The sequence below is a fragment of the Serratia bockelmannii genome (assembly GCF_008011855.1).
Taxonomy (GTDB): Bacteria; Pseudomonadota; Gammaproteobacteria; order Enterobacterales; family Enterobacteriaceae; genus Serratia; species Serratia bockelmannii.
Genome location: NZ_VOUX01000031.1, coordinates 123,576 through 137,602, shown reverse-complemented (window position 1 = coordinate 137,602; position 14,027 = coordinate 123,576). Strand labels below are relative to the sequence as shown.

Annotated in this window: 11 protein-coding genes; 6 read left to right on the top strand and 5 right to left on the bottom strand. The window is 59.7% G+C overall.

Annotated features, from left to right (window positions below; all coding sequences use genetic code 11):
- Positions 1 to 204 precede the first annotated feature (204 nt).
- Positions 205 to 1,248: a tyrosine-type recombinase/integrase gene (locus FOT55_RS14950; RefSeq protein ID WP_147823629.1), complete on the top strand. Its 1,044-nt coding sequence runs from the start codon at positions 205 to 207 to the stop codon at positions 1,246 to 1,248.
- A 111-nt stretch (positions 1,249 to 1,359) separates the two neighbouring features.
- On the opposite strand, the gene queA is transcribed toward FOT55_RS14950, so the two are convergent.
- Positions 1,360 to 2,430 (bottom strand): tRNA preQ1(34) S-adenosylmethionine ribosyltransferase-isomerase QueA, encoded by a 1,071-nt coding sequence (gene queA / locus FOT55_RS14945; RefSeq protein ID WP_004940394.1) that lies wholly within the window; start codon positions 2,428 to 2,430, stop codon positions 1,360 to 1,362.
- A gap of 120 nt (positions 2,431 to 2,550) precedes the next feature.
- Here queA and FOT55_RS14940 point away from each other — a divergent pair, with 120 nt between their 5' ends.
- From FOT55_RS14940 to ggt, 3 genes are all read left to right on the top strand, one after another.
- Positions 2,551 to 3,132 (top strand): ACP phosphodiesterase, encoded by a 582-nt coding sequence (locus FOT55_RS14940; protein WP_147823628.1) that lies wholly within the window; start codon positions 2,551 to 2,553, stop codon positions 3,130 to 3,132.
- A 229-nt stretch (positions 3,133 to 3,361) separates the two neighbouring features.
- Complete coding sequence (locus FOT55_RS14935) at positions 3,362 to 3,964, top strand: peroxiredoxin C (protein ID WP_004940403.1); 603 nt, start codon at positions 3,362 to 3,364, stop codon at positions 3,962 to 3,964.
- A 234-nt stretch (positions 3,965 to 4,198) separates the two neighbouring features.
- On the top strand, positions 4,199 to 5,962 hold the full coding sequence (gene ggt / locus FOT55_RS14930) for a gamma-glutamyltransferase (RefSeq protein WP_033637292.1): 1,764 nt from the start codon (positions 4,199 to 4,201) through the stop codon (positions 5,960 to 5,962).
- A gap of 53 nt (positions 5,963 to 6,015) precedes the next feature.
- Here the strand turns inward: ggt and malZ are convergent, their stop codons facing one another.
- Positions 6,016 to 7,839: a maltodextrin glucosidase gene (gene malZ / locus FOT55_RS14925; protein WP_147823627.1), complete on the bottom strand. Its 1,824-nt coding sequence runs from the start codon at positions 7,837 to 7,839 to the stop codon at positions 6,016 to 6,018.
- Positions 7,840 to 8,086: 247 nt separating this feature from the next.
- On the opposite strand from malZ, the gene FOT55_RS14920 reads away from it, so the two are divergent.
- Positions 8,087 to 9,343 carry a mechanosensitive ion channel family protein gene (locus tag FOT55_RS14920; RefSeq protein WP_025301745.1) on the top strand — a complete coding sequence of 419 codons (1,257 nt, stop codon included), beginning with the start codon at positions 8,087 to 8,089 and terminating at the stop codon, positions 9,341 to 9,343.
- A 132-nt stretch (positions 9,344 to 9,475) separates the two neighbouring features.
- A complete protein-coding gene (locus FOT55_RS14915) occupies positions 9,476 to 9,739 on the top strand; it encodes a hypothetical protein (protein ID WP_089180595.1) in 264 nt (87 codons plus the stop codon).
- A 32-nt stretch (positions 9,740 to 9,771) separates the two neighbouring features.
- Here the strand turns inward: FOT55_RS14915 and proY are convergent, their stop codons facing one another.
- The 3 genes from proY to FOT55_RS14900 form a co-directional block, all read right to left on the bottom strand.
- Complete coding sequence (proY, locus tag FOT55_RS14910; protein WP_025301743.1) at positions 9,772 to 11,178, bottom strand: proline-specific permease ProY; 1,407 nt, start codon at positions 11,176 to 11,178, stop codon at positions 9,772 to 9,774.
- 73 nt (positions 11,179 to 11,251) lie between these two features.
- Positions 11,252 to 12,568 carry a branched-chain amino acid transport system II carrier protein gene (gene brnQ / locus FOT55_RS14905; RefSeq protein WP_025301742.1) on the bottom strand — a complete coding sequence of 439 codons (1,317 nt, stop codon included), beginning with the start codon at positions 12,566 to 12,568 and terminating at the stop codon, positions 11,252 to 11,254.
- A 485-nt stretch (positions 12,569 to 13,053) separates the two neighbouring features.
- Positions 13,054 to 14,016 (bottom strand): PstS family phosphate ABC transporter substrate-binding protein, encoded by a 963-nt coding sequence (locus FOT55_RS14900; RefSeq protein WP_025301741.1) that lies wholly within the window; start codon positions 14,014 to 14,016, stop codon positions 13,054 to 13,056.
- Between the last annotated feature and the right edge of the window lie 11 nt (positions 14,017 to 14,027).

Below are 14,027 nucleotides of genomic sequence, written 5' to 3'. Positions count from 1 at the left end.
GGACGAGGCCAAATTCATGAAGCTCAAAGAGTACGCGGAAAAAATTCAAGTCTCCCCCCATACGATATACCGAAACCCTGCGAAATTTCACATGTTCAAAGTCGGCGGGTCGTGGAGGGCTAACAAAGAAAGCATAGAAAAATTCTCGCAGACCAATAACAATGTCTTCCGACTGGCTGTGGTCGGCAGCAAGGAGTCAAAACGATGCCGATCTTCAAGAGGGGTAAAAAATACTGGATTGATATCTCCGCGCCAGACGGCACGAGAATTAGACGCTCTGCTGGCACCGAGGAAAAGGTAAAGGCTCAGCAACTTCACGACAAGTTAAAGCATGAGCTCTGGGCCGTAGCCAACCTAGACAAGCGACCGGAGAGGCTGTTCGAAGATATGGTTGTCTTGGCGCTGAGAGATGCCGAAGGGCAATCAAGTTATGAGAACAAGCAGATTTACGCTCGATACTGGCTTGGCATCTTCGGCGGTAGAGTCGTGTCCTCCATCACCGGGGAAGAAATTGTAGATAACCTGCCGACTCATAACCTGGCTACCAGAAAGTGCCTGGCTAACGCTACCAAAAACCGATACCGATCATTCATCATGAGGGGCTTCTCGCTCGCCGACAAAAGTGGATGGCTTGATAGGCAACCTTACGCGCAGTCGTTGAGAGAGCCAACGGTTAGAGTTCGATGGATAGAAAAGAGCGAGGCAAAGTCACTGATCGCAAATTTACACCATCAATGGATGAAGTGGGTGTGCTCGTTTGCTTTGCTGACCGGTGCTCGTCTGGGGGAGATTTTATCGCTGAAATGGAAGGATGTTGATCTGGGGCGACGAGTGGCCGTTGTGACAGCTGAAAATGCAAAGTCAGGAAAGGCCAGGCCGCTGCCGCTGAATGATGACGCAGTGACAGTTATGAGGGAAATCCCGTTCGACAACGAGTATGTGTTCTCGGCTGACGGAGAAAAGGAGGGGTACATAAACAGGACGGATTTCGAACGCGCACTCCTGCTATCTGGTATCACAGATTTTCGCTTTCACGATCTCCGCCATACATGGGCAAGCTGGCACGTTCAGAACGGAACCCCGTTGATGGTGTTAAAAGAACTGGGGGGATGGGAGAAGCTCGAGATGGTCAATAAGTATGCCCACCTGAGCGGTGAGCATTTGAACAAATTCAGCGGCATTGTCACGTTTTTGGCACAAGACACCGAAAACACAAGCGACGCCGTAAGAATTACTCTTGTAAGTTAATGTTTTTACAGTAAAACAAACACGCCCCCTAACTCATGTTGCCGCATGAGCATCAGAGAAACAGTCTGATGTCGTTGAAACGGGGCCGCACCGTGGGCGCAGCCCGGGAAATTAACCGCCGACGGACTCGTTTTCCGCCTGCGGATTACGGCTGATGAACATCGCATCGCCGTAGCTGAAAAAGCGGTACTGCTCGGCCACCGCCTGCTGATAGGCGTTCATGGTATTTTTGTAGCCCGCGAAGGCCGACACCAGCATGATCAGGGTGGACTCCGGCAGGTGGAAATTGGTCACCAGCGCGTCGATCACCTGGTAGTGATAGCCCGGATAGATAAAGATGCTGGTGTCGCCGAAGAACGGCGCAATCAGCGCCTCTTTGCTGGCCGCAGCGGCGCTTTCCAGCGAACGCACCGAGGTGGTGCCCACCGCCACGACGCGCTTGCCGCGCGCTTTGCAGGCCAGTACCGCATCCACCACCTCCTGCGGCACTTCGGCGTATTCGGCGTGCATCACGTGATCTTCGATGGTTTCCACGCGCACCGGCTGGAAAGTGCCGGCGCCGACGTGCAGCGTCACGAACGCCATTTCCACGCCTTTGGCGCGCAGCGCCGCCAGCAGCGGTTCGTCGAAGTGCAGGCCGGCGGTCGGCGCGGCGACCGCGCCCGGTTTCTCGCTGTAGACCGTCTGATACAGCTCACGGTCGGCGTCTTCATCCGGGCGAGCGATATAAGGCGGCAGCGGCATGTGGCCGGCCGCGTTGAGAATGGTGAATACATCGCGTTCGTCGTTGAAGCGCAGCTCGAACAGCGTCTCGTGGCGCGCCACCATGGTAGCGGCGATGCTCTCATCATCCCCCAACAGCAGCTCGGCGCCCGGCTTGGGCGCTTTCGACGCGCGCACGTGCGCCAGCACGCGATGGTCGTCCAGCACGCGCTCCACCAGCACTTCTATCTTGCCACCGCTGACCTTGCGGCCGAACATGCGCGCCGGGATCACGCGGGTATTGTTGAACACCAGCAGGTCGCCGGCTTCCAGCTTATCCAGCAGATCGGTGAATACGCCGTGCGTCAGCGCCCCGCTCGGCCCGTCCAGCTGCAGCAGGCGGCATGCGCTGCGTTCGGCCTGGGGATAGTGGGCAATCAGGGATTCGGGAAGTTCAAACGAAAAATCAGCGACGCGCATGGGTATTCACTTCTTCAATTTATGGCTGGTTGGTAAAAAACAGGCGGCCTAGTCTAAAGCCGGGGGCGGTCAGCGGCAAGAAATAAGGAGGATTTGCCTGACTTCGGGTATAGTTGAGGGATGAATTTTCTCGCTCATCTTCACCTGGCCATGCTGGCGGACAGCTCGCTGCTGGGCAACCTGCTGGCCGATTTCGTGCGCGGCAACCCAGCCGCCGACTACCAGCCCGACGTGGTGGCCGGCATCATGATGCACCGTCGCGTCGACGTGCTGACCGACAGCCTGCCGCAGGTCAAAGCCTGCCGCGACTATTTCAGCGCCCCCTACCGCCGCGTGGCGCCGATCACCCTCGACGTGGTGTGGGACCATTTTTTGGCGCGCCACTGGCAGCAGTTGGAGCCCTCACGCGACCTGCACCAGTTTACCCAGGAAGCCCGCAGCCAGATCGAACCTTACCTGCCGCTCACGCCGCCACGCTTTCAGAACCTGAACGGCTATCTGTGGCCGGAACGCTGGCTGGAACGCTACGCCGAATTGCCGTTCATCGCCCGGGTATTGCAGGGCATGGCCAGCCGCCGTCCGCGCCTCGATGCCCTGGCAGGCTCGTTCGCCGACGTCGAGCGACACTATCATCAGCTTGAAACACAATTCTGGCAGTTTTATCCACAAATGATGCAGCAGGCGAAGGACAAAACGCTCTGAGGTCAAGCTCAAGCGTTTGAAATTGCAGCGCCTTGCAAGAATTTACGCTTTGCCGCTTGCCCTTTTGTGGGAAAAGGTTACTTTTAAAGCCTGTCAAATTTAATTAATGAATTTAATAGGTAAAAGCTATCTCATCGATTGGTCTTTTGCCCTTTATTCGCCAAGTCGTGGCCCCTATACTGGCCCTTGTTTTTACATCCACCCTTTAACACCTATTACAGGAGTAATTATGGTCCTGGTAACTCGTCAAGCCCCTGACTTCACTGCAGCTGCCGTACTGGGTAGCGGCGAAATCGTTGAAAACTTCAACCTGAAGAAGCACCTGAACGGTAAACCAGCCGTGCTGTTCTTCTGGCCAATGGACTTCACCTTCGTATGCCCTTCCGAGCTGATCGCTTTCGATCACCGCTATGAAGAGTTCCAGAAGCGTGGCGTTGAAGTGGTTGGCGTTTCCTTCGACTCAGAATTCGTCCACAACGCATGGCGTAAAACCCCTGTCGACAAAGGCGGCATCGGTGAAGTGAAATACGCAATGGTTGCTGACGTTAAGCGTGAAATCCAGAAAGCTTACGGCATCGAACACCCGGAAGCTGGCGTTGCGCTGCGCGGCTCCTTCCTGATCGACAAAGACGGCATCGTGCGTGCTCAGGTTGTTAACGACCTGCCAATCGGCCGTAACATCGACGAAATGATCCGTACCGTTGACGCGCTGCAATTCCACGAAGAGCACGGTGAAGTGTGCCCGGCTCAGTGGGAAAAAGGCAAAGCAGGTATGGGCGCTTCCCCAGACGGCGTGGCAAAATACCTGTCTGAAAACGCTGCCAAGCTGTAATTTCAGCCTGATAGTGAATCAACCGGCCCACGCGGCCGGTTTTTTTATGCCCCTTTTTGGGGCAGACCGCCCGCCTTCAGTGCTTTATTTCCCTGTTTCCGCTCACATTTCCCGCCCAGTTCGCCGCGTGAATGCCCATCTGCGGCTACTATCAATAACGCTGGCTCGCGCTTTGCAAGCGAACAGCGGCAAGCAAACACAACACAATAAAAAACTGACAGGGTAGGAATAACTATGTTTTTACAGAAATGGAGCAAACCCCTGACCATGGCGGCGCTGCTGGTCAGCGGCAGCCTGTATGCGGCATCCAACCCAGCGGTGGAAGCCAAAAACGGCATGGTGGTCACCTCGCAGCATCTGGCTTCGCAGGTCGGGGTGGATATCCTGAAGATGGGCGGCAACGCCATCGACGCCGCCGTGGCGGTCGGCTATGCGCAAGCGGTGGTGAACCCCTGCTGCGGCAACATCGGCGGCGGCGGCTTTATGACCGTCCACCTGGCGGACGGCACCGACACCTTCATCAACTTCCGCGAAACCGCGCCGGCGGCGGCCAGCGCCAACATGTATCTGGATGCCGACGGCAAGGTGAAGAAAGACGCCAGCCTGTACGGCTATTTGGCGGCGGGCGTGCCTGGCACCGTGCTGGGGATGGAAACCGCGCGTGAGAAGTACGGCAAACTGAGCCGTGAACAGGTGCTGGCGCCGGCGATCAGGCTGGCGCGCGAAGGCTTTGTGCTGACCCGCGCCGACACCGATATTCTCGACACCACCGTCGCACGCTTCAAACAGGATCCCGAGTCGGCCAAAATCTTCCTGCGCCCGGACGGCAGCCCGCTGCAGCCGGGGGACAAACTGGTGCAAACCGATCTGGCCAATACGCTGGAAGCCATCGCCAAAGGGGGAACCGACGCCTTCTACAAAGGCAAGATCCCACAGGCGGTGGAGGCGGCGGCCAAACAGGGCGGCGGCATTTTGACCGCCGCCGACTTCGCCAACTATAAAGTCACCGAAACCCCGCCGATCACCTGCAGCTATCGCGGCTACAAGTTCGTGTCGGCGCCGCCTCCCAGCTCAGGTGGCGTCACGCTGTGCGAAATCCTCAACGTGGTGGAAGGCTATGACCTGAAAAGCATGGGCTTCAACTCGGCGGCGGCCATTCACACCATGACCGAAGCGATGCGCCATGCCTACATGGATCGCAACACCTACCTCGGCGACCCGGAATTCATCAAGAACCCGATCGACCGGCTGGTGAGCAAGAGCTACGCCGAGCAGATCCGCAAGAAAATCGTCGCGGACAAGGCCACGCCGTCGGAAAACGTACAGCCCGGCATGGAACCGCATGAGAAGCCGGAAACCACCCATTATTCGATCGTCGACCACGACGGCAACGCGGTCTCCACCACCTATACCGTCAACGGCCGCTTCGGCGCCGTGGTGATCGCACCGGGCACCGGCTTCTTCCTCAACGACGAGATGGACGACTTCACGGTGAAAGTGGGCGAGAAAAACCTGTACGGGCTGGTGCAAGGCACCGCCAACAGCATTGCCCCCGGTAAGCGCCCACTATCGTCGATGAGCCCGACGCTGGTGACCAAGGACAACAAGATCTTTATGGTGCTGGGCTCGCCGGGCGGCTCACGCATCATCACCATTACCCTGCAGACCGCGTTGAACGTGATCGACCACGGTATGGCGCCGCAGGAAGCGGTGGACGCACCGCGCATCCATCACCAATGGTTGCCGGATGAGGTGTACTACGAACAGCGCGGCGTTTCCGCCGATACGCTGAAGCTGCTGAGCGGCATGGGCTATAAGATGGTCGAGCAAACGCCATGGGGCGCCGCCGAACTGATTCTGGTCGGTTTGCCGGGCGCGGCGGGCGTCAGCCCGGCCAACTCCGGCAACGATTCGGCGGTTTCCGGCAAAGTGCGCGAAGGTTACCTGTACGGCGCCAACGACGTGCGTCGCCCGGCAGGCTCCGCGGTCGGTTACTGATGTAAACGCCTACTCACCTTGATCGCGGGGGCCTTACGGCCCCCGCAGTTCCCTTAGCCTTCATACCGCCACACGGTGGCCGACTCTTCCGCCAGCTGCAGGCGCAGCCCGCCGGCCGTTTCGCTCAACTCTCCCCGCCCTTCCACACGCCGCCACGGGCCGCGGGCCAACAGCGGGTTGTGCGGCAGCTGCGCCTGGCCGCTGCCGTCGCGCTGCAGCGCCACCAACACCTGCTCCTGCTGATACAGACGCACGAACACCAGCGTTTCTCCGCTGGCGTACAGCACCTGACAGCCGCCGCGACGCAGCGCCAGGCTCTGTTTACGCAGCGCCGCCATGCGCTGGAACAGCGCCAGCAGCGGCCGATCCCAGTCACCGACGTCCCACGGGAACGGCTTGCGGCAGAACGGATCGTTGCCGCCGTCCAGGCCAATCTCATCGCCGTAATAGAGACAAGGCACGCCGATCCAGCTCAGCAACCACACCGCCGCCATCTGCATGCGCGCCGCGTTCCCCTGCAACAGCGTGAGGAAACGCGCGGTATCGTGGCTGTCCAGTTGATTGAACTGGATCAGCTGGCGGCCGTGCGGCAGCCCCGTGCGGTAGCCGTCCATCCACTGCGCGCACCCGGCGGCGTCCAGCCGCACCGGGTGATAGGCCACGTCCAGCCCCGCCAAGAACGCCCGCACTGGCAGCGCAAAGCCCATGTAGTTCATCGCCGCATCCTCCACGCCGGCGTGCAGCCAGCGGCGCGCGTCGCCGAAGTGTTCGCCCAATACGTAGGCCTGCGGATTCTCCTGCTTCACCGCCTGATAGATGCCAGCCAGGTGGTGCAGGTTGCCGGTGGCACCGCCGTTCTCCCCCAGCATGTGCACCACGTCCAGCCGCCAACCGTCGATGCTGTACGGCGGGCGCAGCCAGTGGCGCACCACGCTGCCTTCCCCGCGATAGATCGCTTCCGCCACCTGCGGCTCGGCGAAGTTGAGCTTCGGCAGGCTGGCGTTGCCCTTCCAGTCGAGCGCGCGGCCGTCCGGGTAAAAGTTGAACCAGCCGCGATACGGTGAATCGGGGTGGTGACAGGCGCCGTTTTCGCCCTGGCGATGGCGGTCGAACCACGGATGCGAGTCACCGGTGTGGTTGAATACCCCGTCCAGCACCAGTTTCATGCCCACCTTGTGAGTGCTCACTCGCAAACGCTGCAGCGCCGCGTTGCCGCCAAAGTGCGGATCGACCTGGTAATAGTCCTCGGTATCGTACTTATGCACGCTCGGCGCGGTAAAAATCGGGTTCAGATACAGCGCGGTCACGCCCAGCTGCTGCAAATACGGCAGTTTGGCGCAGATGCCGTCCAGATCGCCGCCGTAAAAGGTCGAGGCGGCGTGACGATCCTCCAGCGGATGCTGCCAGTCGCGCCGAATCACCTCGGCACCGGCCGCGTGATGGCGGTAGCTGCCGCTTTGGATGCCGTGCTCGCCGCCGCTGCTGGCGAAGCGATCGGGGAAAATCTGGTAGAACAGCTGATCCGCCACCCACTCGGGGCCATGGTCGGGCTCGTCGACGGCGAACTGCGCCAGCTGGCCCGGCGGCGTTGGCGACCAGCCCTGTGGGCCGAACCACTGCTGGCGATCGGCCCACAGCAGCTTGAAGCAGTAACGCCGCGTCGGCTCGCCCTCATTCAGCGTAAGGCTGGCCTGGTAGCGCCGCATCCCCTCGTGGCGCTGCGCTTTCATCACCAGCAGCCACTCTTCGTTGTCCGGTTCGGCGCGCAAAAACACCCGTTCCGGCAGTTCATCCCCCTGTAACCACAGCGTGATATCCAAACGTTGCCCTTGCTTCACCACAAAAGGCGGGACCGGTTGATGCCAGGCGTTAAGCATACTGTTTCTCCTGCTGTACCAAACGAAATCGACGGCGTTCTTCAAGAAGCGAACAATGCCACGTTAAGTGCAACTCCCCCTCCTCTCTGGCCGCAAAACCCAGGGATGAGCCGGGGGGCGGAGACCGAAAAATAACGCTAACTCGATGTAAAAAAAGGTAAACAGGCACAAATCCTTCACGTTACCCCTTAGGCTAACGCGTTTTGAGCTTACAGGATATTTTTTGCGCATTTTTTAAGGAGCGGTAATGCAACAACAGATAACGCGCTGGCTGGAACAGTTTGGTTTGGAATTCGGCGGAGTGATGTCGCTGTTGATGGTATTGGGGTTGATTGTTCTGATCTCGGTGGTGATCCACCTGGTGCTGCACCGGGTGGTGTTGGCCGCCCTTCAGCGCCGCGGCCAGCAATCGCAGCGCGTCTGGCAACAGGCCATCACCCAATACAAACTGTTCCAGCGCGTGGCGCTGCTGCTGCAAGGGGTGATCATCAGCATCCAGGCGACGCTGTGGTTGCAGAGCGGCAGCCAAACCCAGGCGGTGATCGTCACCGCCGCGCAGGTGTGGATCCTCGCCTTCACCCTGCTGTCGCTGTTCTCGCTGCTGGATACGCTGCTGGCGCTGCTGCGCCAAAGTCCGATCGCCAATCAGCTGCCGCTGCGCGGCATTTTCCAGGGCCTGAAACTGGTGGCGGCGATCCTGATCGGCATCATGATCGTTTCGTTGCTGATGGGCAAATCGCCGCTGCTGCTGCTCAGCGGCCTGGGTGCCATGACCGCGGTCTTGATGTTGGTGTTCAAGGATCCGATCCTCGGGCTGGTGGCCGGCATTCAGCTCTCCGCCAACGATATGCTGAAGATCGGCGACTGGCTGGAAATGCCGAAATACGGCGCCGACGGCGCGGTCACCGACATCGGCCTGACCACGGTCAAAGTGCGTAACTGGGACAACACCGTCACCACTATTCCTACCTACGCGCTGATCTCCGACTCGTTCAAGAACTGGCGGTCGATGTCGGAATCCGGCGGGCGCCGCATCAAGCGCAGCCTGAATATCGACACCGGCAGCGTGCACTTCCTGTCGGAAGAGGAACAGCGCCGCCTGCAGCGCAACCCGCTGCTGCACAGCTACCTGAACGTCAAGACCCAGGAGCTGAGCCAGCATAATCAGGAGATCGCCGTCGATCTGGCCTCGCCGCTCAACGGCCGCCGCCTGACCAACCTCGGCACGCTGCGCGCCTATCTGGAAGCCTACCTGCGCGCTCACCCGCGCATTCACCAGAATATGACGCTGATGGTGCGCCAGCTGGCGCCAACGCCGGAGGGCCTGCCGCTGGAAATCTACGCCTTTACCAACACCACGGTCTGGGCGGAGTACGAAAGCATTCAGGCGGATATTTTCGACCATATCCTGGCGGTGATCGACGAGTTCGGCCTGCGCGTGCATCAAACGCCAACCGGCAATGACCTGCGCGGCATGCTGCAACAAAGCGCGAACGCTTCCTGACGTCGGCTGACGTAACTGTGTCTGCTGGTAATTATTCTCTTTCAATTGCCAGCAGATATCTCCATCCCCTTCTTTTCCCCGGCGAAAACGGCGTTAATGCGCCATCACCTTCACTACCGAGAGGGAAAGCCCTTGCTGAAACGGTTACGTCACCGGCTGTTTACCCTGCTGGCCACCCTGCTGTTTATCGGCTGCCTGCACAGCGCGTCGCTGGATGAAAGCCGCATGCCCCGCAATCTGCAACCTTCGCTAAGTGCGCTCAGCAGCAACCTGCAGGACATTCGCGAAGTGCTGGCGCGCTGCGCCGGCGAGGAAGAAGAGGAACGGCTGAACGACGGCGGCGTACGCATCGAAGCGCGCGCCGCCGGAGAGGATGAAGTGGAAGACCAACGCTAAAAAAACACCGGCCTTAGCCGGTGTTTTTCCATTTAGTCTTGCTGCGTCGCCAACGGCGCGCGTTTTTTCTGATGGTTGACCTTGAACCAGTATCCCGCCAGCAGCAATACCACCCAGACCAGGCCGGCGTACAGCGAGACGCGCGTGGTTGGGAAGTAGCCGATCAAACCGATGATGAACACCAGGAACACGATCGCCACCACCGAGGTAAACACCCCACCGCGCAGTGGGAACGCCAGCTGTTTCACCTGCTCTTTGCTCAGGCTGCGGCGGAAGGCAATTTGCGAGAACAGGATCATGATCCACACCCACACGGTGGCGAAGGTCGCCAGGGAGGCGATCACCAGGAACACGCTCTCCGGCATGATGTAGTTGAGGTATACCGCCAGCAGCAGCGCCAGCATCATTACCACCACCGTCACCCAGGGAATGCCGCGTTTCGACACCTTGCTGAACATCTTCGGCGCATGGCCCTGCTCGGCCATGCCGTGCAGCATGCGGCCGACGCCGAACACGTCGCTGTTGATCGCCGACAGCGACGCGGTAATCACCACGAAGTTGAGGATGCCTGCCGCCACGGTGATGCCCATATGCTGGAAAGTCAGCACGAACGGGCTGCCGTTGGTACCCACCTGGTTCCACGGGTAGATAGACATGATGACGAACAGCGTACCGACGTAGAACACCAGAATGCGCCACGGCACCGAGTTGATGGCCTTCGGAATCGATTTTTTCGGATCTTTGGCTTCGCCGGCGGTAATACCGATGATTTCAATGCCGCCGTAAGCGAACATCACCAGCTGCAGCGACAGGATCATGCCGATAAAGCCGTTGCTGAAGAAGCCGCCGTTCGACCACAGGTTATGAATACCGGTCGGTTGCCCGCCGTTGCCGATACCCCAGATGATGATGCCGATACCGGCCGCGATCATGATGATGATGGTGGCGACCTTGAAGAACGAGAACCAGAATTCCAGTTCGCCGAATACCTTGACGCTCATCAGGTTGATGGCGCCAATGATCAGCACCACGCTCAGCACCCAGATCCAGTGCGGCACTTCCGGGAACCAGACCCCCATATAGATGCCGAAGGCGGTCACGTCGGCGATGGCGACAATCAGGATTTCAAAGCAGTAAGTCCAGCCGGTGATGTAACCCGCCATCGGGCCGAGGTAGTCCTGCGCGTAGCGGGAAAATGAGCTGGCCTGCGGGTTGTTGACCGACATCTCCCCCAATGCGCGCATGATGATGAAGGCCACGATGCCGCCGATCAGGTAAGCCAGCAGCACGCTCGGGCCGGCCATTTTGATGGCGTCCGCCGAGCCGTAGAACAACCCGGTGCCGATGGCTGACCCCAACGCCATAAAGCGGATATGACGCGTGCTGAGGCCGCGTTTCAGCTTATTGTCGGGGACAGTGGTGGGTGACTGTTGTTGCATGAAAATGACCCATAGTTTTAAACGTAAAAAAGCCACGGACATGTCCGTGGCCCTAGATTAAGCCGGGGGATTATCAGTGCGCGGTCACTTGGGAACGCGTGCACACCCGATCATAAATCGCGACCAGCGCCAGCATCAGCAGCGAAGGCGGCAACCATGCCAACCCCTGCTCCGCCAGCGGCAGGTGAGTGGTCCAGGCCGGCAGCAGCTGCTGGAAGCTGGACGCTTTCACCGCGTCAAGGATACCAAACAACAGGCTGACAAGCATCACCGGCGCGATGATGCGCGGCGCGCTGTGCCACCAACGCAGGGTGAAGCTCAGCACCACCAGCACGATGCACGGCGGGTAAATCGCGGTCAGCACCGGAATGGAGATCTGGATCAGGTGGCTCAGGCCGAGGTTGGACACCACCATCGAGAACAGGCCCAGGATAAACACCAGCGTCTTGTACGAGAACGGCAGATATTGCGCGAAGAACTCGGCGCAGGCGCAGGTCAGGCCTACCGCGGTCACCATGCAGGCGATGAAGATCAGCGCCGCCAGGAAGAAGCTGCCCAAACCGCCGAAGGTGTTCTGAACGTAAGCGTGCAGGATCACCGCGCCGTTGGTGGCGTCAGGCACCAGCGCGCCGCTGCCGGAGCCCAGCTTGAACAGGCTCAGGTAAACCAGCGTCAGGCCCACGCCGGCGATCAAACCGGCCAGAATGGTGTAACGAGTCAACAGACCGGCGTCTTTCACGCCGCGTGAACGCGCCGCGTTGACGATAACGATGCCGAATACCAGCGCCCCCAGCGTATCCATGGTCAGATAGCCGTTAACGAAGCCGGAGGAGAAAGGCACGCTCTGGTAAGCCGCCGTCGCCGGGATCGGCGCGCCGGCAGGCCACAGCAGTGCGGCGATGCCCAGTACGGCCAGCGCCACGATCTTCAGCGGCGCCAGCACGTGGCCGACGGTATCGAGCAGACGGCCCGGATACAGGGAGATGCCGATCACTAGCGCGAAGTACACCAGGCTATAGATAAACAGCGGCATGGTGCCGTCACCGGTCAGCGGGGCAATGCCCACTTCGAAGGATACGGTGGCGGTGCGCGGCGTGGCGAACAGCGGGCCGACGGCCAGGTAGCAGACGGTCGCCAGCAGCAGGCCGGCGCCGCGGCCGATCGGCGAACTGAGGGCGTCGATGCCGCCGCCGACGCGCGCCAACGCGATGACGGTGATGACCGGCAGACCCACGGCGGTGATCAGGAAGCCCAGCGCTGCGGTCCAGACGTGTTCACCGGACTGCAAGCCGACCATCGGCGGGAAGATGATGTTCCCGGCCCCAACGAATAAGGCAAAGGTCATGAAACCCAGTGCCAGGATATCTTTTGACGTTAAACGATGACTCATACGATGTCGTGTTGCCTGTTCAAATGAAAAAAATGGTCCGATAGCGTGGTGGCGTAACGCCCCACCCGGTTGCCGGCATGCCCTAACGTTGCAGCGCCAAATAAGCACCCTAAACGCAGTCGATCCGGCGTTTATGTCCCTATTCGAAAGTGGCCGCTCATGAAGATGGGCAAAATTTTAGGAGTTATAAAAATGGAGGTTTAATCCGACAACGAGGGCTAAGGTAAACGTTTATAGCGCTTCAAGGCAAGACGCACGGCGAAAAGCAGAGCTATCGACCATATAAACTTTAGCCACCAGTCGATCATATTGGCTATCAATAAATATACACTACATGATTTGTATCATTTTTGAACAGCAGATTCACGAAACGTGAAGCATATATCACTTTACCGCGCGAAAACGCCAATATAAGCCCGATTTTCGCGTGGCACGAGCTTCGTTTGGCCGTGAAAAAAGGCGAAAATTACGTCGCATTTTGTCGGTTATTTCATCATGGCCGGCGCGAGCGGTGGCAACCCAAGCGCCTGACGGGTCTTCTGCAGGGCGCCCGGCGGCAGCGGCAGATAGCCGTCGTGATTGACCAGGCTCTGCCCGGCAGTCGACAGCACGCGGTCGAGGAACGCGGCGGTCAGCGGCTCCAGCGGTTGATTAGGGGCTTTGTTGATGTAGATATACAGATAGCGCGACAGCGGGTAGCGATCGTTGCGCACGTTGGCGGCGGTAGGGGCAACATAGTCCTCTCCCGACTCCGCCAACGGCAGCAGCCGCACGCCGCTGGCGCGAAAACCGATGCTGGCGTAGCCGATGCCGTTGAGCGAACCGGCCACCGCCTGCACCACCGAGGCTGAACCGGGCAGCTCATTGACGCGCGGCATAAAATCGCCGCCGCACAGCGCACGCAGTTTGAAATAGCCGTAGGTGCCGGACGCCGAGTTGCGGCCGAAACGCTGCAGCGAACGCGTCGCCCAGTCGCCACTCAGCCCCAGCTCGCCCCAGCGCGTCAGCGGTTTGCTTTCGCCGCAGCGCCGGGTGGCGGAGAAAATGCGATCGAGCTGCTGCAGATTGAGGCCGCGCAGCGGGTTGTCCTGATGCACCAACACCACCAGCGCATCCACCGCTACCGGCACCGCCAGCGGCGCATAGCCGTAACGATGTTCGAACGCCGAAACCTCGGCGGCCTTCATCGGCCGGCTCATCGGACCCAGCTGCGCGGCGCCCGCCGCCAACGCGGTCGGCGCGGTCGACGATCCGGCGGCCTGGATCTGCAGGTTAACGTTGGGATAATGCTGGCTGAAATCCTGCGCCCATAGCGCCATCAGATTCGCCAGGGTGTCGGAACCGACGCTGGACAGGTTGCCCGCCAGCATGCCGTCGGGCTGCGCCAGCGCGCCGCGCCCGGCCAGCAGCGCCAGGCAAAGCAACAGCCCTCGGGTTATTCGGGTCATACCGGTGTCTC